The organism is Paenibacillus durus ATCC 35681, from assembly GCF_000993825.1.
In the GTDB taxonomy this organism is placed as follows: Bacteria; Bacillota; Bacilli; order Paenibacillales; family Paenibacillaceae; genus Paenibacillus_AQ; species Paenibacillus_AQ durus_B.
In genome coordinates, this window is the sequence record NZ_CP011114.1 from 2903608 (window position 1) to 2923316 (window position 19709).

At 53.7% G+C, this 19709-nt stretch carries 21 protein-coding genes and 1 other annotated feature; of the genes, 2 read left to right on the forward strand and 19 right to left on the reverse strand.

What is annotated here, in order from left to right:
- Positions 1-74: 74 nt before the first annotated feature.
- Positions 75-485 carry a hypothetical protein gene (locus tag VK70_RS13345; protein WP_025699711.1) on the reverse strand — a complete coding sequence of 137 codons (411 nt, stop codon included), beginning with the start codon at positions 483-485 and terminating at the stop codon, positions 75-77.
- Positions 482-1075 (reverse strand): CPBP family intramembrane glutamic endopeptidase, encoded by a 594-nt coding sequence (locus VK70_RS13350; protein WP_025699709.1) that lies wholly within the window; start codon positions 1073-1075, stop codon positions 482-484. The genes VK70_RS13345 and VK70_RS13350 overlap by 4 nt, the downstream gene beginning before the upstream one ends.
- An 82-nt stretch (positions 1076-1157) precedes the next feature.
- Between VK70_RS13350 and VK70_RS13355 the strand changes: the two genes are divergently transcribed.
- Both VK70_RS13355 and serA read left to right on the forward strand, forming a co-directional pair.
- A complete protein-coding gene (locus VK70_RS13355) occupies positions 1158-2060 on the forward strand; it encodes a hypothetical protein (protein ID WP_025699707.1) in 903 nt (300 codons plus the stop codon).
- A gap of 90 nt (positions 2061-2150) precedes the next feature.
- Positions 2151-2378, forward strand: a binding site (T-box leader).
- Between the two features lie 250 nt (positions 2379-2628).
- The gene (gene serA, locus VK70_RS13360) at positions 2629-4221 is read left to right on the forward strand and encodes a phosphoglycerate dehydrogenase (protein WP_025699705.1); all 1593 of its coding nucleotides are present in this window, start codon (positions 2629-2631) and stop codon (positions 4219-4221) included.
- 74 nt (positions 4222-4295) lie between these two features.
- Here serA and VK70_RS13365 read toward each other — a convergent pair whose 3' ends face one another.
- The 17 genes from VK70_RS13365 to ribH form a co-directional block, all read right to left on the reverse strand.
- Complete coding sequence (locus tag VK70_RS13365) at positions 4296-4736, reverse strand: SDR family oxidoreductase (RefSeq protein WP_025699704.1); 441 nt, start codon at positions 4734-4736, stop codon at positions 4296-4298.
- A gap of 43 nt (positions 4737-4779) precedes the next feature.
- Positions 4780-6279 carry a glycerol kinase GlpK gene (glpK, locus tag VK70_RS13370; protein WP_025699702.1) on the reverse strand — a complete coding sequence of 500 codons (1500 nt, stop codon included), beginning with the start codon at positions 6277-6279 and terminating at the stop codon, positions 4780-4782.
- Positions 6280-6469: 190 nt separating this feature from the next.
- On the reverse strand, positions 6470-7909 hold the full coding sequence (locus VK70_RS13375) for an ATP-binding protein (protein ID WP_025699700.1): 1440 nt from the start codon (positions 7907-7909) through the stop codon (positions 6470-6472).
- Complete coding sequence (locus VK70_RS13380) at positions 7910-8626, reverse strand: response regulator transcription factor (RefSeq protein WP_025689300.1); 717 nt, start codon at positions 8624-8626, stop codon at positions 7910-7912.
- 73 nt (positions 8627-8699) lie between these two features.
- Entirely contained in the window at positions 8700-9962 is a 1263-nt protein-coding gene (gene ccsA / locus VK70_RS13385; RefSeq protein WP_025699698.1) for a cytochrome c biogenesis protein CcsA, read from the reverse strand.
- On the reverse strand, positions 9959-11644 hold the full coding sequence (gene resB, locus VK70_RS13390) for a cytochrome c biogenesis protein ResB (protein ID WP_025699697.1): 1686 nt from the start codon (positions 11642-11644) through the stop codon (positions 9959-9961). The genes ccsA and resB overlap by 4 nt, the downstream gene beginning before the upstream one ends.
- Positions 11641-12165, reverse strand: a complete 525-nt coding sequence (locus VK70_RS13395) for a redoxin domain-containing protein (RefSeq protein ID WP_025699695.1) — start codon at positions 12163-12165, stop codon at positions 11641-11643. Before VK70_RS13395 ends, resB begins: the two co-directional genes overlap by 4 nt.
- A 119-nt stretch (positions 12166-12284) precedes the next feature.
- Complete coding sequence (locus VK70_RS13400; protein ID WP_025699693.1) at positions 12285-13043, reverse strand: pseudouridine synthase; 759 nt, start codon at positions 13041-13043, stop codon at positions 12285-12287.
- Positions 13044-13063: 20 nt separating this feature from the next.
- Positions 13064-13408 (reverse strand): N-acetylmuramoyl-L-alanine amidase, encoded by a 345-nt coding sequence (locus tag VK70_RS13405; RefSeq protein WP_025699691.1) that lies wholly within the window; start codon positions 13406-13408, stop codon positions 13064-13066.
- Positions 13409-13540: 132 nt separating this feature from the next.
- Positions 13541-14029: a spore maturation protein gene (locus tag VK70_RS13410; RefSeq protein ID WP_046724258.1), complete on the reverse strand. Its 489-nt coding sequence runs from the start codon at positions 14027-14029 to the stop codon at positions 13541-13543.
- A 51-nt stretch (positions 14030-14080) separates the two neighbouring features.
- Complete coding sequence (locus tag VK70_RS13415) at positions 14081-14743, reverse strand: nucleoside recognition domain-containing protein (RefSeq protein ID WP_046723385.1); 663 nt, start codon at positions 14741-14743, stop codon at positions 14081-14083.
- Positions 14736-15950 carry a D-alanyl-D-alanine carboxypeptidase family protein gene (locus VK70_RS13420; protein ID WP_025696986.1) on the reverse strand — a complete coding sequence of 405 codons (1215 nt, stop codon included), beginning with the start codon at positions 15948-15950 and terminating at the stop codon, positions 14736-14738. Before VK70_RS13420 ends, VK70_RS13415 begins: the two co-directional genes overlap by 8 nt.
- Before the next feature lie 196 nt (positions 15951-16146).
- Entirely contained in the window at positions 16147-16635 is a 489-nt protein-coding gene (gene ytfJ, locus VK70_RS13425; protein WP_025696984.1) for a GerW family sporulation protein, read from the reverse strand.
- Positions 16636-16724: 89 nt separating this feature from the next.
- Complete coding sequence (locus tag VK70_RS13430) at positions 16725-17438, reverse strand: DUF2953 domain-containing protein (RefSeq protein WP_025696982.1); 714 nt, start codon at positions 17436-17438, stop codon at positions 16725-16727.
- 118 nt (positions 17439-17556) lie between these two features.
- Positions 17557-18162, reverse strand: coding sequence for an SMC-Scp complex subunit ScpB (gene scpB, locus VK70_RS13435; RefSeq protein ID WP_025696988.1), 606 nt, complete (start codon positions 18160-18162; stop codon positions 17557-17559).
- A complete protein-coding gene (locus tag VK70_RS13440; protein WP_025696980.1) occupies positions 18131-18922 on the reverse strand; it encodes a segregation and condensation protein A in 792 nt (263 codons plus the stop codon). The genes scpB and VK70_RS13440 overlap by 32 nt, the downstream gene beginning before the upstream one ends.
- A gap of 262 nt (positions 18923-19184) precedes the next feature.
- Entirely contained in the window at positions 19185-19649 is a 465-nt protein-coding gene (ribH, locus tag VK70_RS13445; protein WP_025696978.1) for a 6,7-dimethyl-8-ribityllumazine synthase, read from the reverse strand.
- Between the last annotated feature and the right edge of the window lie 60 nt (positions 19650-19709).

Consider the following 19709-nt stretch of genomic DNA (forward strand, 5'->3'; position numbering starts at 1 on the left):
CCGACCCATCCCGCGAGGGATGAGCGGGGCCTTTTACCTGATTATCGTATGCTGAAGCAGACCGGCCAAGCCCGCTACCACAGCGTCCTAAGCGGCGGTGCTCCCTTTATCCCCCACCAGACCAGAAAGATCAGCAGCAGCATAAACAGAACATTCAGTGAATTCACGAACAGCTTGCTGAGCCTGATCCGTTCCGAACGATAGGTCGCGGAACGGGATGGAGGGGATTGCTCCTCTTCTTCTCCTGGTTTGGGCCGATCCGCTCTTCTCCCGCCCCGTGCGGTTCCGGCCTTCTGCCTTACCGCTGGGGACTTTCCGCCCTCCGTATTGTTTTTTCGCGACCGGGACAGGGCTTGTGAGGGTGATTCTTTTTTCCTTGGAGAAGAAGCTTCCGCTTTGCGCGGCTTGCTTGTTTTGACACCGGACATGTCCCCGCGGTTTCTCTTGTTCTGGCGGGACTTCACCCGGCTGAGCTCCTCACTCATGACTCCCTCCTGTAGCGGATCACCAGTCCTGAGAACAGGTCGATGATGAAATGACATAAAATAGGCGCCCAGATCGTACCGGAATAGATGTAGATAAGCCCGAGGCCGTAACTGCTGGCAAATACCCAGCCTGTTGGAATCCAGTGCCTTAAGTAACGCACATGGATTATTGCAAACAGTATGCTTGTCCAATACGGCCCAAAAGCAAACTGTATGGCGCCCCGGAACAGCAGCTCTTCGCAAATGGACACGATGGCGGCGATCAGCACGATATGCCAAAGCGGCCGTTTGCGGAACAACAGCTCGTTGATCCCTCCATCATTCATGGTTTGTTCAGGGACAATATAGGTTAACACAAAGTCCACGATCAGCATAATGACCGCGAGACCTAGTCCCCAGGCGGCAAAATTGATGCTTTCGGGAAAATTTAGCACGTGAAAAGGATTTCTTTTCTGAAATAATACCCAGATCAAACCGATAATAAGAGTAAGGCCCTGTGTAACATAAAGATTAATTAAAAGCAGCCGGTCGGTTAACTGCTCCGGTGATGCTTTTTGTACTTTTATGTCGCTGAATTTAAATTTTTTCATTCATTACCTACCTGTTCTTAAAATATTTCAAATCCTAGCATTCATATCCAATTCAATCCTCATAGAAAAAGGAGCCGTTTTTATGAATCACCGTTCATCCAGCAAGCCGATGCTGTACACCCTTGGATTCTTGTTCTGCCTGATCTCTGCCTTTGCTGTCTTTTTCACCGGAGTGAAGGTTGGCGCCGACAAGGTTGAGGCCAAATATGAGAAACTGAACGCCGATGGACAATCCTCGGAATCCTTCGCTTATTACCGCCAAACGGATCTCGTTACGTTCTATCATAACGTATTTTCGCCATATCGGGAATTCAAGCGCAATTGGAACGAGCAGGTTGACCTTTTGGTACGCGGAAGCGGCGCTGATCGTACGGAAATACTCAAAAATCTCCGCAATTCCGCAAATAGCGCTTACTCGCAAGTGACACAGGACTCCATCTTCGACGAATCTCCGCTGCTGAAGCAGGGCCAGCTTAATATCCTGAAAAGCCTTCGTCTCTTCTCCGAAGCTGCGGGCAAGGCATCCTCGTCCTCCGGGAAAGAACAGGCGGTTAAGGCGCTGAAAAACGGGGAGTTGGCGGCTGGCGCAGTCAGATACGGACTTTTGGCCCAGAGCAATTATTATGCCTCAATGCTTAAATGGGGTTCCCAGAAGAATTCTGCCATTCCTTCCGAGACGGGCGATCTGAAAATTATCCCGCTGGCAAAATGGAACAAAATGCCGCTGCTGCTCAAAAATGCCGCTATCGCGGAAATCATGCGGAACCGAGGCATTTTTGAGAACTATGAACCGCAGGATGTAACGGCCAAGATCGACAATTTGATCCGTTCCGGCAAGGCCGCATCCTTGAAACTTAAGGATATCCAAAGCATAACTTCCCTGCTTGTATCCACCGGAGCCCTTAGGGAAAATGATTTCTCCAGATGGCGCCAGCAGTATTATAGCAAGGAAACGCTGCCGCAGCTTTCTTTCTTTTACGACTGATATCGGCAAATGCATCATACCACATTAATCCGGCAAAATACTATTGACACATGTAGCACAGCCATGTTACATTATGAAAAAATTGATCAAACAAAACCGATGATGGAACAAAGTTACTGAAGGTCTTCAGAGAGCCGGCGGATGGTGCAAGCCGGTGGCGGACAGTGTACTTTAGCGCTCCTGAGATATTGTGTTGAACTAATAGTAGGCACAATCGGATCACCTCCGTTACCAGTGTTCCTGTTTTCAGGAAATGAGGCTGTGTCTGTAAAGGATGCGGTGAATTAGGGTGGTACCACGACAACTCTCGTCCCTTACTGCGGAAGCGGTATGGATTCGGGAGTTTTTTTGTTGACCGCCTGCTTCTTTGTGCCCACCCGAATGAATCTCTCATTCGGTAGGCCCTGCTTTAGACCTATTCTCTGCTGCGACACCGCGTTGACGCTTGCCTGAAAATGCGGTATGATCACCTTCTTCTGTGGAAAAGCTGTTTCAGGTAATTCGGAGAGCCTTAAAGGGCCTCCTCAAAAATAATAATGTTCACACATTTAAGGAGGAAAAAGAAATCATGTTTAAAATTTTGGTATCGGACCCGATCAGCGATCTGGGCATTCAGCAGCTGACGGAAGCAAGCGACGTAACGGTAGATAAAAAAACAGGACTCAGCGAGGATGAACTCATTGCGATTATCGGCGAATACGACGGCCTGCTCGTACGCTCCCAAACGACTGTCACCGAGAAAATTATCGAAGCGGGGTCCAACCTGAAAGTAATCGGACGTGCTGGCGTCGGCGTTGACAATATCAATCTGGAAGCCGCCACGAAGCGCGGGGTTGTCGTGATTAACGCGCCGGACGGCAATACCATTACGACCTGTGAGCATGCCTTTGCGATGATGATGGCTCTGGCCCGCCATATTCCCCAAGCCTATGCGAAGACCATTAACGGCGTCTGGGACAAAAAATCGTTCCTCGGCGTTGAGCTCCGCGGCAAAACGCTTGGCGTTCTCGGCATGGGCCGGATCGGCAGCGAAGTAGCCAAACGCGCCAAAGCATTCGGCATGAACATCCTGGCCTTTGACCCGTTTCTAACGGCTGACCGGGCGGAGAAGCTGGAAGTTACACTGGCGTCCGTCGATGACATCGTAAAAGGCGCGGACTTCATTACGGTTCACACTCCGCTGACTCCGCAAACGCGCCATATGATTTCCCGCCCTCAGTTCGAGGTAATGAAAAAAGGTATGCGCATCGTCAACTGCGCACGCGGCGGCGTTATTGACGAAATGGCTCTGGTGGAAGCTATTGATGCAGGGATCGTGGCCGGAGCGGCTTTCGACGTATTCGAGAAAGAACCGCCGCAAGCGGATCATCCTTTCCTGTCGCATCCGAAGATTATCGTTACTCCGCACCTTGGCGCATCGACAGTGGAAGCGCAGGAGAATGTGGCGATCGACGTATCCGAGCAGGTGCTGCATATTTTGCGGAACGAGCCGTTCATCAACGCGGTTAACATTCCTCCGGTGGCTCCAAGCGTTATGAACAAGCTGCAGCCTTACTTCACTCTCGGTGAGAAGCTTGGCAGCTTCGCTTCGCAGATTACGAACGGCGCCATCAACGAAATTCATGTAGAGTTTGCCGGTGATCTCTCGGACGTCGACACCCAGCCGCTGAACCGGTACATTGTCAAAGGCGTACTGTCCCGCCACTTCGGCGGCGACGTCAACATCGTCAACTCCATGCATCTCGCCAAGACTCGTGAAGTGAATGTAGTCGTGACGAAAGCTTCGAAGACCAAAGGCTTCACCAACCTGATTACAGTGAAGATTATTGCCGAGGGAGGCGAAGAGCGCCTCGTGGCTGGTACACTTCTGCAAGGATACGGAGAGCGGATCGTACAGCTCGGTAAATTCCCGGTTGATATCGCTCCGGAAGGCAACCAAATCTTGATCTCCCATAACGATAAACCCGGCATTATCGGCAACGTGGGTACGCTGCTCGGCCAGAACGACGTCAACATCGCGTCGATGCAGGTGGGACGTACCGTTATCGGCGGTGAAGCCATCATGCTGCTGACCGTCGATAAAGAAGTTCCGGATGATGTGCTGGTGAAGCTCGCCGCCCTGGCCGAGATCAATACAGCCAAAGAAGTCGTGCTGCAGTAAACTTTAATATTCCTTAAATTGCACGGCATAAATAAAGCGCCGGCTGCCATTGAAATGGGCAGTCGGCGTTTTATTTATTCAGATATTAGGAATGGCGGCATTACCCGACCGTCAATATCGGTAAAACCGTATTGTTCCGCCAAGCGCCCCACCTGCTGGGGCACACCCGACCTTTCCATAATCTTCGGATCGGCGGCCAAGGCGCATACAGCCCGCCCGATATAACGTGTCGATTCGGTTGCTTTCAGTTCCTCCACTTCCTGCCAATGTGCCTCATCGGTATGAAAGGCGTCCAGAACAAGCTCTGTCCGCATCCAGCCCGGAGACAGCGGAATAACGGCGATTCCGTCAGCCGCAAGTTCCTTGGATAATCCGCAGGCCATACGCACCAGTGCGTTCTTGGACAGGTCATAGTAGAAGTTGTTGATATGCCTATACCGGTCCCTCCCTCTAACGGACACCGGAAAGCGGACCGCAACTTCCTTAAAGGATCGCGATCCGCCTCTTCTTGTCATCACCCTATTCTATTTTAAGGGCCAACGGGGGCCAATGTTACTCTCACGGGCGCTCATGCTTATCCCACCCCATCGTCCGTGAGACGGCATCCTGCCAAATATGGTAACGGCCCTCCCGTTCCTCCTGCGGCATGGCGGGCGTAAATGTCTTCTCCGCCTTGTTGAAATTCCGCAGCTCTTCACGGTTCCAGAAGCCCGCGATAAGACCCGCCAATAGAGCCGCACCCAGCGCCGTTGTCTCCGCGTATGTCGTACGCGTTACTTCTCTGCCCAGAATATCTGCCTGGAACTGCATCAGCAGATCATTGCGCACCGCTCCCCCGTCCACCCGCAGGTCGGAAAGCGGCATACCGGCGTCCTTCTCCATTGCCCCGATCACATCCCTTGATTGGAATGCAAGTGATTCCAGTGTGGCGCGTACGAGGTGGGCGGAGGTCGTTCCCCGCGTTAAGCCGAATACCGCTCCACGGGCATACATATCCCAATACGGCGCGCCCAGTCCGGTAAAAGCAGGCACGACGACAACACCCCCGCTGTCTTCAACCTCCCGTGCCTTTTCCTCAGATTGCCCCGGATTTTCAATCAGGCCGAGACCTTCCTCCAGCCACTGCACCGCCGCGCCCGCGACGAATACACTGCCCTCAAGCGCATAATACAGCTCACCCTCTATTCCCCAAGCCACTGTCGTTAGGAGTCCGTGCCGCGAGGCAACCGCTTCACTGCCCGTATTCATCAGAATAAAGCAGCCGGTGCCGTACGTATTCTTGGCGCTCCCGGCTTCCAGACAGGTATGCCCAAAGAGCGCCGCCTGCTGGTCCCCCAGCACGGAAGCAATAGGGATTTCCGCTCCGAACCACTGCTTAAGCGCCGTTCCGAAGGACCCGCCAGACATCCGCACCTCGGGCAGCATGCTCGCCGGGATGTTCAGCTCGGCCATCAGCTTATCGTCCCAGACTCTCCGGTGCAGATCGAACAGCATCGTCCGCGACGCATTGGTGACGTCCGTGGCGTGTACAGCGCCGCCGGTGAGCTTCCAGATCAGCCAGGTGTCCACCGTCCCGGCGAGCAGTTCGCCACGCTCCGCCCTTTCCCGAGCGCCTTCCACATGATCCAGTATCCAGGCGATCTTCGTCGCCGAGAAATAGGCGTCGGCGACGAGGCCGGTCTTCTCCCCGATCTCCCGCTCCAGTCCCCTGCGCTTAAGTTCCTCGCACATCTCAGCGGTTCGCCGGTCCTGCCATACGATGGCCGGGTATACCGGTCTGCCGGTCGCCTTCTCCCAGATCAGCGCTGTCTCACGCTGGTTCGTAATGCCGATCACGGCGATTTGCGAGGGATCGATCTCGCTCTTTACGACAGCCTCTCTTGCCGACCTGAGCTGTATATTCCAGATCTGCTCCGGATCATGCTCTACCCAGCCTGGACGGGGGAAATACTGGGTTAGCTCATACTGAGCCTGGCTGACCATTTTGGCTTCTTCATCGAACAGAATCGCCCGCGAACTGGTCGTGCCCTGGTCCAGAGACAAAATATAGCGGCTCATCGTGCGGCTCCGTCCAGAAGCATGTCTGGAAACAGGATAATTGCCGAAAAATCAATAAAGCGCTTAACAAATGTTATTTTTCTCATTGAAAATCCTCCTGTTAGCTTGTTCCACGGAGAACAAGATTTATCGGCTCCATTCAACAAAAAGCACCTCTGAGACAAGAGGTGCGATCAAAAATGTTTAAAATTTATTGTTTTTCGACAGGCAGACGAAGCGTAAAGCAGGTTCCTTCGCCTAATTTGCTGGCAGCCGAGATATGTCCGCCGTGGGATTCGACGATATTCTTGACGATAGCCAGGCCGAGACCGGTTCCTCCGGATTCCCCGCGAACCCGGGCTTTATCCGCTTTGTAGAATCGTTCAAAAATAAAGGGAAGATCCTCGGATGGAATGCCCACCCCTTCATCCCGAACCTCGACCTCGATTTCCGACCGATTCGCATAAATAATCCAGTCCGCCACGATATCGATCTTTTTCCCTGCGGGGGTATGCCGGAACGCATTATCCAGCAGATTCGTCAGCACCTGCTCCAGCTTATCTTCGTCCGCGTCATGGAGCCATAGCTCATTGCTCTTTTTAATGCAGCGCAATTCAATGTCCCGCTCCTTCGCGCGCACGGAGAATTTGCGGTATATCCGTTCCAGCAGCTCGGTCATGTTGACCGGAGCCTTATGCAGATCAGTGTGTCCGGCATCCATCCGGGCCAAATCAAGCAGATCCTTCACCAGCCGGCCCATCCGCAGCGCCTCATCATGAATCACCTGAACAAGCTCGCTGCTCTCCTCCGGCGAAGAAGCCATGCCGTCCAGCAGCGCCTCGCTGTAGCCCTGCATCATCGACAGCGGAGTGCGGATTTCATGGGATACATTGGCTAGAAAGTCGCGGCGCATTTTCTCAAGCCGGACTTCTTCGGTCACATCCCGCAGCACGGCTACAGTGCCCTGAATTTGATTGTCCGAATAGAGCGGCGCCATATGCACCGACCATACATCCTGGCGCACATGCACATTGGAGTTGTGGTCGCCGCCATCCTGAAGCGTACGCCGAAACAGCAGGCGCAGCGGACGCGGTACACCCAGAGCCTCTCCGCTTACATACTCGAAATCGTCTTCGCCTTCCTGCTCCCATTTCAAATCATTCCAGCTTTCCAGCAGGGACTGACCGTGCGGATTGGTGAGCACGATCTTGCCTTCGTTATCAAAAGTGATCACGGGATCGCTCATGCTGCGCAGCACGCTGGACAGAAGCCCTTTTTCATGATTCAGACTTCTTATGGTACCCTCCAGTTCGGCGGCCATATGATTAAAGGATGTCGCCAGCTCGCCGATTTCATCGCTTGTGACAAGCTTTAGCCTCTTGCCGTACTCCCCCCGGCGGATTGCATCCGCCGCTGCGATAACCTGATGCATCGGTTGCGTAATCTTGGTGAACAGAAACAATGCGAAGAAGGTCGTCATGGAAAACCCGATCAAGGCCGTATACATGAATAGCCGTTTGATTGCGCCGGAATTAGCGAAGTTGCTGTCAATGTATGGCAGCAGGAACAGCCCCAGTGTCATAAGCACGACCGCAACGAGACAGATGATCGTCACCCACAGCTTGCCGACAAGGCTTCTCCAGAAGTTCACTTATTTCGGGACCTCAAGCTTGTAGCCTACGCCCCACACCGTCGTGATCATCGCTGCAGATTCCGGCGACACCTTATTCAGCTTCTCGCGGAGGCGCTTCACATGGGTATCCACTGTACGCAAATCGCCGAAAAACTCGTAATTCCACACATCCTTCAGCAGTTCCTCACGTGAAAACACTTTGTCCGGCGACACCGCCAAATAATGCAGCAGTTCGTACTCCTTCGGCGTCAAGCTGACCTCTTGCCCCCCGGCCGTAACGCGGTGCGCGTCATGCTCGATCACCAGATGCGTAAATACGATATTATTGCTGGAATTCGTCTCCTTCGACAGAAAGGCGGTCGCCGAGGAACGGCGCATAATCGCCTTCACCCGGTAGATGACCTCACGTGGGCTGAACGGTTTCACAACATAATCGTCGGCTCCCATTTCAAAGCCCTGCACACGGTTGATCTCCTCGCCCTTGGCGGTCAGCATGAGTACCGGAGTGGACTTTACGTCTCTGAGCCGGGTCAGCACCTCAATACCGTCAATCCCAGGCAGCATGACATCCAGCAGAATCAATCCGTAATCAGCGGCGGTTGCTTTGCGAAGCGCAATTTCCCCGTCCTCTGCTTCGTCGATTTCATAGCCTTCCTTCTCAAGATACATTTTCAGAAGACGGCGGATACGTTCCTCATCGTCTACCACCAAAATTCTATTCAGATGCTCTGCCATTTCACAACAACCCCTTCATCGATACAGTAGAAGATACCCAGAGATTGACGCTCCCTGTATCCCGGTAGACAACTTAGTCTGTTCCGGCATACGAATGGAGTCCGGCGATCACCAGATTGACGCCAACCAGAGTAAACATGACAACCAGAAAACCAAGTACGGCCAGCCATGCGGATTTGCGGCCCTGCCATCCGCGCGCCAGCCGAAGATGGAGATAGGCGCTGTAAAACAGCCAAGTCACAAGAGCCCATACTTCCTTCGGATCCCAGCCCCAAAATCTTCCCCATGCCACCTGGGCCCATATCATGGCAAAAATCAAAGCCCCCAGTGTAAAAATAGGGAAACCGATGGCGATTGCCCGGTATGTAATCTCATCGAGATCGCCCTCGTCGATTCCATCCAATACGGGTTGAAGCGCTCTGCCAAGCGGCTTGCGGACAATGAGGCGCAATGCGCCGTAAATCACGGCTCCGGTCAACAGCGACCAGATCACCGTATTGAATTTCCTTCCGGCATTGACACCCTTCATCCAGGACGGCGCTTCGGTTAGCGGTTTTTTGATGCCAAGAATCGACTGGAAGCTCTCAATTTCGCTATGGTAAGGTGCCACAATGGGCGGCATTCTATAACTGACTTTCTCTATTTTACTATCATTCTGCCCGGGATTGTCAACGGTAACGTTGCTTCTGGTAAAAACCGTCTCGTACCCTGCCGCCCGAAATCCGAATACCGATACCAGAAATCCGATAATAACGATGATGGTGAACAGCGTAAACTCGACTCCTCGCTGCTGGCGTTTGTCGTCTTTTGACGAGCTATTAAAGTTGACCGTCCGCAGCAGATACATCAGGCCCGCAGCAAATCCCACCGCAAAGAAGGATTCGCCAAGAGCAGCCAGCGTCACATGGATATTCAAATAGACCGATCTTAAAGACGGAATCAGCGGCTGGACTTCCTGCGGGAACACGGCGGCATACGCCATAACGATGATAGATACCGGAACGGAGAAAAGACCGAGCAGGATTTTGCGGTAAATGGAGAAGATGACGGTAAACGCGACCATCACCATCATGGATAAGAAGGTCATGAACTCATACATGTTGCTGACGGGAATATGCCCCCCGCCCGCCCAGCGGGTGAAGAAATACGCAAGATGGCACAAGAGCCCGAGGGATGAGGCGATAAAGGCGATTTGGCCCCAGCGCGCAGTATGCTCCTTCGGACTCCGGCCGGACCACCTGCGCCCCATGATGGCGATGGTAAACAATATGAACGCTCCGCTGTACAGGAAAAAGGCTGCGATAAAGGCATCATTGCTGAAATCGAGCAGACTCATGCTTGACCTCCCCCATTTTCCAATGATTTTTCATCCACGGAAATATTCATTTTCTCCAGGAAAGCTTTCACTTCCCGCCGAAGCCCGAACCAGTTCTTGTTCGTATGCGCCCCAAGCGTAAGTTCGCCTCCGTCCACAGTCAGCCAGATCCGTCTATGCTGCCAGTAAAAGCCAAGCACCAGGCCGAGCATGACAATTCCGGCGCCGGTCCAGACAAACGGCATCGCACGGTCCACGCGGAGGTTGAGATAACTGGTTGATTCCGAGAAATCGACGCCGCTCATATCGCCCACCTCAAGCTCCAGAAAGCGGCCCGCTCCCCCGAGCTTGTCATTAATCGCGTCCTGCTGGAATTCGGCCTTGTCATTCTGCTTCGGAAAATAGAAGTACTGCTCGCCGCCTGGCGGCAAATTCGGGCCCTTGATCAGAAAAAGAAAGGCGGGCGCATTCGGATACGGTGATTTGGAGATCGGCTGCCCTTCCTCGTTCAGTCCGAATTCCATATACTTCTCCTTCAGCTCCAGCGTGTAGGGACCGGCGGCAAAGCGGCGCTGCGAATTCTTCATCTCCAGCTTGAACGAACCGTACGATTCTCCTGTCGCAGAATTGACCAGCTTCGGCGTTACCGAACGCAGCACAGGAGTCAGGTCGTAGTCGAACTGATACGCTTTCATTCCTTTGTAGCTCAAAGGATCGTTAACCTGGATCGCATGTAAAGCCACTTTCGTTAGCTTCGGCTCTTTGGATGGGTCGCCGCAGTCCGCCGTACATTCGTACAGCACCGCCTTCGTTTCGTACAGCTTAGGCAGCACTTTTTTGCCGCGGAATTCTTCAGGCATTTCTTCGTCCTTGTAGAACTCTACGGTGAATTTCTCATTCTCCAAATAATAGGAGGTATCCGGAATATGGATGATGTCTCCCTGCGGAAAAGCAAGATGCTGATCCATATTAAGCCCTGGCAGCCCTCTGGCCAGCACGGCAAGCAGAAAGATAATGAGGCCGATATGGATAATGTAAGGCCCCCAGCGGCTGAACCGGTGCTTTTCCGCGAGCAGTGCGCTGCCGTCCGTCATAACCCGGTAACCCTGTTTCTTCAAAGGCTGAACGGCTCCTGCAACCCAGGCATCCGAATCCTCCGCGATCTTTCTTACCAGAACGACCTTCTGCCTTGTCAGAAACCGGCGGTGCTTGCGGATGTTTTGCCGCTTAAGGGCTTTGTACAGAGGGAGCACACGGTCAAGGCTGCAGATGACGAGTGAGGCTCCGATCATGACCAGGAGAGTGATGAACCACCAGGATTCATACGTATGGGATAGACCGAGTCTGTAATAGATTTCGCCGGCTGTGCCGTAACGCTGCTTGTAATAGGTGGAAGGATCGATATTGAGAAAGGTGCTTTCCTGCGGAAAGATCGTTCCCAGCGTGGAGCCGAGAAGCATCAGCACGATCAGGTAGATCGCGATTTTGACCGAGGAAAAAAAGTTCCATACCCGGTCGACGACGCCCGGATTGGCCTTTTGGGAACGGCGGGCCATGCCGTCATAGCGCATTTCAAGGGGATCACCCGAGTCCGTGTTATCAAGCAGCGGCTTGCCGCATGCTTCACACAGCACCGTAGCGGCGGGATTCTGGTGTCCGCATTCGCATTTCGTATTGACGAAAAGAGGGGTGCGGCCGCTCATCGGTTCACCAGCTTTCCGATTTGCGCATCGAGCGTGCTCAGATCAAGCTGCCCGATATGGATTGTATCGATTTTTCCTTTGGCGTTGATAAAAAAGGTCGTCGGCAGAGGAGAGATCCCGTAGCTGCGCACCGCCTCCCTCTCCGGGTCCATCAGAATCAGGAAGTTGACGCCGGTACCGTTTACAAAATTCTGGACCGTCATTTGATCCTCGCCGACATTGATGCCGACGACAACGACTCCCTGGGCCTTCCACTTCTCCCACTGTGCCTCCAGCGCAGGCATTTCCTTCACGCATGGGGCGCACCAGGAGCCCCAGAAATTCAGGACAATCGGCTTACCTTTATATTCGTCCAGCTTATGGGTCTTGCCGTCCAGCCCAAGCAGCTCAAAGGACGGAGCACGGCTGCCCTCTTCCGGCTTGCCGTCTCCTCCAAACGCCGAGGTTCCGATCGCATACCCTCCAAGCAGAACGATCAGAACCAAAATGATGATTTGTACTGGTTTTCTCGCATTGCCCACACAGATTGCCCCCTTCAATGATACCGTTCATATCGTTAACAAGAAGTGTGAACATCCTATGAACATTATAACGAATACGGTTCCATTTTTCCGGAGAGTCTTGGGGGCACTTGTGAACATTATGTGTCTTTGCGGGTGTTATTTCCTTTGGCCAGTCCGGCCATGGCGAGCTGCTTCAGCCCGTTGATCTCGTCCTTGGTCAGATGGCGGTACGAACCGCGCTTCAGATTCTGCAGCAAAATATCGCCGAACGAAATCCGCTTCAGCCGGATAACGGGATGGGAGATCGCCTCGAACATGCGGCGCACCTGGCGGTTGCGGCCCTCGTGGATCGTGATGCTGATAACCGACTCCTTGCTGTCCTCGTCAATATCCTTGTACTCCACTTCGGCAGGAGCGGTCATGCCGTCCTCCAGCTTGATGCCCTCCTTCAGCTTGTCCAGCGCCGTGCCGTGCGGAATACCTTTGACCGTAGCCAGATAAGTCTTGGGCACATGATGCTTCGGATGGGTAAGCAGATTGGCAAATTCTCCGTCGTTGGTCAGCAGAAGCAGACCTTCCGTATCGTAATCGAGCCTTCCGATCGGATACACCCGTTCCTTGATGCCCTTCATGTAATCTGTCACGATTTTGCGGCCCTTCGGATCGGAAGCGCTTGTAATAACGCCTTTCGGCTTGTTGAACATAATATAGATTTTATTCTCGCCTGAAATCCTTTTGCCCGACACCTTGATGATATCCGTATCCGGATCGGCTTTCGTTCCGAGTGTCGTCACGACCTCTCCGTTCACTTCCACTTTGCCGGCCAGAATCAGCTCTTCGCATTTTCGTCTGGACGCCACTCCGGCCTGTGCCAGTATTTTCTGTAATCTTTCCATTGTCGATTGGTCACCTCAGACTAATGATAACCATCGCCGGGATAAAGCACAAGTTCATTCCAGGGAAAATAGGGACCGGGGCACGAATCGTTGTGGGGCTTGACAATCGCCGGAGATATGCTGTACAGCGCGGCCAAATCCAGAATGAGCCGGCATGCGGCAAAAATCTGCTCCTTGGTCTCGGCTTGCGGCGCAGCGGTCAAAGGCTTCCCGAAATCGCCCTCCAGACAGAGGTGGATATATTCGGGGTCGGTCAGAAGCGGCGCCGCATAGGTTGTGCCCGAAGCATCGATCCAGAAATCAAAACCTTTGCCGTTGATAGACGGACAGACAGAAGTGTGAATGATGAACCCTTGGTACGGCATCCGCGTTTCCTCCCTTTTCCATTGCTTCAATAGCATATGAAAAAGAGGAGGCCGGCGTTACGCCTTGCCGAAAAGCCGCCTTGGCGGCGGCGTCAGAGGCGGGCGAGCCATGCAGGCAAGCAGGGAATGGCGTCAGCCGAACACCAGCAGGCAGACCGCGATAGCGGCGACAAAGCCTACAAGGTCCGAGAAGAGTCCCACCTTGAGCGCATAGCGTCCGTTGCGGATGCCGACGGCGCCGAAGTAGACGGTCAGCACATACAAGGTAGTGTCCGTGCTGCCTTGGATCGTGGAGGCGATCCGGCCGATCAGCGAATCGGGGCCGTGAACACGAATCAGTTCGGTAGCGTAGGCCAGCGAGCCCGTGCCGGTAAGAGGGCGCAGCAATCCGAGGGGCATCACCTCCGGCGGAACTCCAAGGCTTCTTAGCAGCGGAGAAATATATCCCATAAGAAAATCAAGCGCTCCGGATGCGCGAAACACGCTGATCGCCACCATCATGCCGACCAGATGGGGAATGATCCCGATTGCCGTTCCGAAGCCCTCCTTGGCTCCGTCGACAAACGATTCATAGACGGGAACCTTCCGGGCATAGGCGTATAATGGAATGAAAGCGATCATGACGGGTATGGCCCAGGTTGAAATCAGGCTGATGATCTGGTACAAGGGCGGTCACCCTTTCACTTGATAATGTGGTGGAGCCGATCCGCCCCTGGCGGGGGATCGGTTCTCCGCAGGCGGCCCTGGCGGCCTGCGCAGCAGCAGCATCCGGCGGCACAGCCGGTCTGCGAAGATGGCGGCGAGCGTTGCGACGAAGGTCGCCGCGAGCGTCGTCCCGACGATGTCCGCCGGATCGGCGGAGCCGTAGTTCAGGCGGATCGCGATCAGCGTCGCCGGAATGAGCGTGATGCTGGCGGTGTTGAGCGCAAGCAAGGTGCACATCGCGGGGGTAGCCGTATCTTTCTCAGGATTCAAAGTCTGCAATTCCTGCATCGCCTTGATGCCCATCGGCGTCGCCGCATTGCCCAGGCCAAGCAAATTCGCGCTCATATTGGATAATATATAGCCAATCGCCGGATGCCCTTTCGGCACATCCGGGAACAGGAAGCGGACAACCGGACCTAGCAGTTTGGCGATGACGCGCAGCAGTCCGGCATCTTCCGCAACCTTCATGACGCCAAGCCAGAAAACGAGGACGCTTATGAGTCCGAAGCTGACTGTGACGCCATTCTTTGCGCCGTCGAATACGGCTGCCGTAAAAGCGTCCATCCGGCCGTTCACGGCGGCGAACACAAAGCCAATGACGATCATGCCCAGCCATATGACGTTAATCATGAGAGACGCCCCCTTCCGCCCCGAAACGGAACAGGGCGCGAAGCGCGCTAGAGGCCGCCTGAAGCCATGTGTCCGCCGGATAGGCCGAGGTGGAAGCGTATTTTTCCATATATGGAGATGTTTCCGGCGGCAGGCGTCCAGGCTCATAGACAGGCACCTTGCCGATAGGCGCATTGCCCAGCTTCAGCACGAGCGTTCCCCGCAGCCCGAAGTTCTTGTCTGCACGTTTTTTGGCCCCCCGCTTCGAATTCAGAACCAGCTCCGTGACGATCCGCTCCTGTTCTCCCTGCTTGAGCGGATAGGAGAAATTCAGGCCCGCCGCGAGCTCATAGCCCTTCAGCTTCTCCCCGCGTTCGATAATCGTTTTTAGGGGGAACCGGTTAAAGCCGAAGTTGAGCAGCGTGGCATGGTCGTTCCAATCATTGCCGTCATTAAGCGTTACCGCGACCAGTTGCTGTCCTCCCCGGCTCGCGGAGCTGACGAGACAGCGGAGCGCTTTTTTCGTATAGCCCGTCTTCACGCCGTCCGCTCCATCATAGAGCCGCAGCATCTTATTTTTGTTGCTCCATTTGTAGTCCCATTTATCGTACGGATTATCCGCCGTCTTCATCTGCGTCTTCACAATATCCTTGAATACGGGATTATGCAGCGCATAGGCTGTCAGCTCGGCAAGATCATTGGCGGTGGAGTAATGTTCTTTGGCGTCAAGACCGTGGGGATTGGCAAAATGGGTATGGCCGAGTCCCAGCGCCTCCGCCTTGGCATTCATAAGATAGACAAAACCTTCCTCAGAGCCGCCGACATGCTCCGCGATGGCCGTCGCCGCATCATTGCCCGAACGCAGCATCAGACCGTACAGCATGTTCTCGAGCGTCATCTCTTCGCCCTGTCTAAGGAACAGGGACGATCCTTCCTTGGCAAAAGCGTTCTTGCCGACCTTGACCTTGCTGCTTAAATCACCGTTCTCAATGGCGACGATAGCGGTCATGATCTTGGTCAGGCTGGCGATCAGCATCGGCTCATCGGCGTGGCTGCTGTAGAGTATCCGCCCGGACTCCACATCAATCAGCGCGGCCGCCTTGGCATGGGTAGATACGCTCTCTTGCTCCGTTTCCGTTTCAGCAGCCGCAATCGGAGTGAAGAGCAGGAGCAGGCTGATGCAGACCAGAGCTAGAGAAGTTCCGAAATTTACTCTCTTCATATTCATCCTCCGGGTTCCTATCGGCATTTTGTACAAGTGTATGCTTGTTTCGGGAACGGTATGTCCGTTCCTTTCACGATGCGCAAAAAAGGATACCGCAGCTAGCGATATCCTTATGTTTGCGGCAGGCCGCTGCGGTCTTAACGGCATACCCCTGCATGAAGCGAGTTCGCGGAGACGAGTCTGCCTAACTTCCTTTCGGTTACTGCGTTACGGTTACCGGTTGTGCGGGCTGCTGTGTATTTTGCTGTGCAGTCGCGTTTCCGCCTTGGCCGCCTTGGCCGCCTTGTCCCCCTTGAGCGGGGAACATCGACTGGATTTTGTCGATCAGCCCTGGGGTGGCATCGATAATTTTCTCAAAAATATGAGTTTGGTTGTCCAGCGGCACGATATGCACGCCTTGCTGGCTGACGACAAGAAAAGCGATTGGCCGGATGGAAACTCCGCCCCCGCTGCCGCCTCCGAACGGAAGCAGCTTCACGCCGTTCTGTCCAGCCGCCTGCTTGTTATCATCTTCCACACTGAAGTCACTGCCCCCTGCGGCAAATCCGAATGCAACTTTACTAATGGGCAAAATAGTGCTGCCGTCCGACGTCTGAACCGGCTCGCCGACGATGGTGTTGACGTCGACCATGCCTTTAATGTTTTCCATCGCGGTCTGCATCAGACCTTGAATGGGGTGGTCACTCATATTGGTATCCTCCTTCGGCTTCTAGGGAATAGAATTCCTTCACAACGTATATTCCCCCGAAAGAAGCATTACTATGTAACCCGTCAGGGTCATGCGGCTCTTTTTTCCCGTTTCTGTGACTGGATCTCGCGGATAAGCTCCTTCCACTGTCTGATGCCTTCATCCGCCTGCATGGCCCGAATCAGCAGCCTGAATCCCGCATACAGCGCGTAGCCCGCAGATATTCTTCCGGCGCAATCGACCTCTGTGGAGAATTTCACGTCATCATCGAACACCGGAACCACGAACAGGCGCGGACGGCGCATCAGCTTCACCCACTGCGAGACCCAGCCGACCAAGCTCCACTTCAGCCCCCAGAGCGCTCCGGCCGCCGTGGCCGTTCCCGCCGCGTCACCGAGTGAAAAATTCGTGGACCAATCCAGCTTCGTAATCTGCAGATGGGACAGCGTATCGGCGGTCCAGCGTTTCAGCCCTTGCGTGGCGCGCAGCGCTTTTTTTCCATATTCCATCCATTCGATGACGTCATCCTTGCTGATATCCTCCTCTTCCTTATTCGACGATTTCACCGGCGCGATCCCGCTCTCTTCGAGCTTGACATACAGCCCGCGCTTAAATCCTTCAAATGCGAGCACCGGAAGCGAGTAATGACGCTTAACCAGTCCGAAAAGGGCGGTGATATCAATCACGATCCGGTCATTCTGGCCTGTTCGGTTCAGACTGAAATGAATATGAATACGGGAAGAGAGCAGCAAGATCAAGGCAGCCAGCAGCAGCAGGACGCCAATTAACAGCCATAGCTTCACGTGTCAACCTCCAAGCAACCTTTGATAGGAATCCTTGGATTAGTATGGCATTTTTAGACTGGAAAAATTCACATAAAAAAATCATAGACCAATTTGCGTCTATGACTCTAACTCCATTTTAGGACTGCTCCACTTCATCAATGGTCAGCTGGCGGGTATCGAGCTTGTCGAACAATAGCTGCGTTTCTTCCTCCAGATTATCTCCGCTTTCGAGTGCGGCGGGCTCCGGCAGTTCCTTCAGGCTGGCGAGCCCAAAGGTCTCCAGGAAAGACTTTGTCGTTCCGTACAGGATTGGACGCCCCACAGCTTCCGCCCTGCCAACCTCTTGAATAAGGTCCTTATTGGTCAGCGTATGAATCGCCCGCTCGGATTTCACCCCGCGGATCTCCTCAATCTCCACCCGCGTAATCGGCTGCCTGTATGCGACGATAGACAACGTCTCCAGCGCCGCCTGCGACAAAGACGCCCTTGAAGGCGAGTACGCCAGCCGCTCAAAATACGGCGCATGCTCCGGCAGCGTCGCAAGCCGGTAGTTGCCGGCAATCTGCACGACCTGAAGGCCGCGTCCCTGCGAGGCCAACTCCTCGCGCAGCTCCTCCATTGCCCCTCCGACCAGTTCCGTCCGCTGCTCCGTTATCTCGGCAATTTGCCGCGCGGACAGCCCGTCCTCTCCGGCCAGAAACAGTAATCCCTCAATAATCGATTTCAGACTCTTGTAATCCATTGAAGTCTTCTGCTCCTCTCCATTCCATCACAATGTCGTCGAACAAGTTCTCCTGATAGCAAAAGATTGCCTTCATCTTCATCAGCTCCAGAATAGCCAGAAAGGTCACAACGATTTCATGCCTCTCCATACTTTCATGCAGCAGCGACGAGAAGCGCAGCCGTCCTCCCTTGCCGGTCCGGCGGAGCGCCTCCGATACATCGCGGATGCGGTCTTTGACCGAAATTTCATCTCTCGTAATCCGCGCATAGGAGGACCGTCTGGCCGCCTTGCCGAGCGCCTTGCGAAAGGCGGCGATCAAATCGGCCGTATGAAGACCTTTCAGGGTGTTGTCGACCTGGGATGGCACAAAGGGAGCCAAATCCTCCGGCTCCTTCGTAAATATAAGGCTGCGTTCGCTCTCCATGTCCATCAGTTGGGTGGCTATGCTCTTGATTTTGCGGTATTCAATGAGACGCTGAACCAGTTCCGCCCGCGGATCGAAATCATCCTCCTCGTAATATTCGAATTCATCGATCTCGATTACTGGCGGCTTGGGCAGCAGTATCTTGCTCTTAATCGATAGCAAAGTCGCGGCCATCACCAGGAACTCGCTTGTAATTTCCAGCTCAAGCTCCTGCATATTCCGCAAATATTCCATGTACTGCTCGGTGATCTCGCTGACCGGAATGTCCTGGATGTCGATTTCCGCTTTGTCGATCAAATGCAGCAATAAATCAAGCGGGCCCTCAAACGTCTCCAGCTTGTACAATACAGTCACGAGCCAACCTCCCGCAAAAAAGTAAAGTGCAGCGCCCGGGGTAAGGGCGCTACACAAGTCGAAAACTCTAAAATTTAGATTAGATCGCTTTCTTCCTTATACATATAAATAAGCACGTTTTGGACGGATTCGTCAATAGCGGCCTAGCGGAATTTCCATTTCCTCAAGAAGAAACGCCTTCTCCATCCGTTTAGGACGGCACCGTTTCTCGTAGAAATATAAGGCAAATTGATAAGCCCTCAGCTTATAAATTCTTATATTTTTAAATAAGCTTGGAAAGATTCGCCATCTCAATGGCGGACACCGCCGCGTCCCAGCCCTTGTTGCCCGCTTTCGTGCCGGCGCGCTCGACGGCCTGCTCAATGTTCTCGGTCGTCAGCACGCCGAAGATTGTCGGAACGCCCGTCTTGAGATTAATGGCGGCCACTCCTTTGGATACCTCGTTGCACACGTAATCGTAATGGGTCGTGGAACCGCGGATTACAGTGCCCAGCGTAACGACTGCGTCGTATTTGCCGCTTTCGGCCATTTTTTGCGCAATCAGCGGAATTTCGAACACTCCCGGCACCCAGGCTACGGAGATTTCATCATCCTTAACACCGTGACGCTTGAATGCGTCGAGCGCCCCGGACAGCAGCTTACTCGTAATAAACTCATTGAAACGTCCCACTACAATCCCGTACTTTAAACCTTCGGAAACTAAATGTCCTTCAAAAATCTGCGGCATACTCATCAACAACCCTTCCATATATTAGTCAGCTTATGTTAAAAATTTTGCTTGCCTGAA

What these genes read in the sequence shown, in the direction of transcription:
- VK70_RS13415 (WP_046723385.1), bottom strand. Translation starts at nt 14,743, where the DNA reads ATGATTAACGTCATATGGCTGGGCATGATCGTCATTGGCTTTGTGTTC.
- VK70_RS13355 (WP_025699707.1), top strand. Translation starts at nt 1,158, where the DNA reads ATGAATCACCGTTCATCCAGCAAGCCGATGCTGTACACCCTTGGATTC.
- scpB (WP_025696988.1), bottom strand. Translation starts at nt 18,162, where the DNA reads ATGGATTACAAGAGTCTGAAATCGATTATTGAGGGATTACTGTTTCTG.
- VK70_RS13345 (WP_025699711.1), bottom strand. Translation starts at nt 485, where the DNA reads ATGAGTGAGGAGCTCAGCCGGGTGAAGTCCCGCCAGAACAAGAGAAAC.
- resB (WP_025699697.1), bottom strand. Translation starts at nt 11,644, where the DNA reads ATGAGCGGCCGCACCCCTCTTTTCGTCAATACGAAATGCGAATGCGGA.
- VK70_RS13405 (WP_025699691.1), bottom strand. Translation starts at nt 13,408, where the DNA reads ATGCCGTACCAAGGGTTCATCATTCACACTTCTGTCTGTCCGTCTATC.
- VK70_RS13380 (WP_025689300.1), bottom strand. Translation starts at nt 8,626, where the DNA reads ATGGCAGAGCATCTGAATAGAATTTTGGTGGTAGACGATGAGGAACGT.
- VK70_RS13350 (WP_025699709.1), bottom strand. Translation starts at nt 1,075, where the DNA reads ATGAAAAAATTTAAATTCAGCGACATAAAAGTACAAAAAGCATCACCG.
- VK70_RS13410 (WP_046724258.1), bottom strand. Translation starts at nt 14,029, where the DNA reads ATGATCGCTTTCATTCCATTATACGCCTATGCCCGGAAGGTTCCCGTC.
- VK70_RS13365 (WP_025699704.1), bottom strand. Translation starts at nt 4,736, where the DNA reads ATGACAAGAAGAGGCGGATCGCGATCCTTTAAGGAAGTTGCGGTCCGC.
- VK70_RS13420 (WP_025696986.1), bottom strand. Translation starts at nt 15,950, where the DNA reads ATGAATATGAAGAGAGTAAATTTCGGAACTTCTCTAGCTCTGGTCTGC.
- VK70_RS13400 (WP_025699693.1), bottom strand. Translation starts at nt 13,043, where the DNA reads ATGGAAAGATTACAGAAAATACTGGCACAGGCCGGAGTGGCGTCCAGA.
- ccsA (WP_025699698.1), bottom strand. Translation starts at nt 9,962, where the DNA reads ATGAGTCTGCTCGATTTCAGCAATGATGCCTTTATCGCAGCCTTTTTC.
- glpK (WP_025699702.1), bottom strand. Translation starts at nt 6,279, where the DNA reads ATGAGCCGCTATATTTTGTCTCTGGACCAGGGCACGACCAGTTCGCGG.
- ytfJ (WP_025696984.1), bottom strand. Translation starts at nt 16,635, where the DNA reads ATGAGTGACCACCCCATTCAAGGTCTGATGCAGACCGCGATGGAAAAC.
- ribH (WP_025696978.1), bottom strand. Translation starts at nt 19,649, where the DNA reads ATGCCGCAGATTTTTGAAGGACATTTAGTTTCCGAAGGTTTAAAGTAC.
- serA (WP_025699705.1), top strand. Translation starts at nt 2,629, where the DNA reads ATGTTTAAAATTTTGGTATCGGACCCGATCAGCGATCTGGGCATTCAG.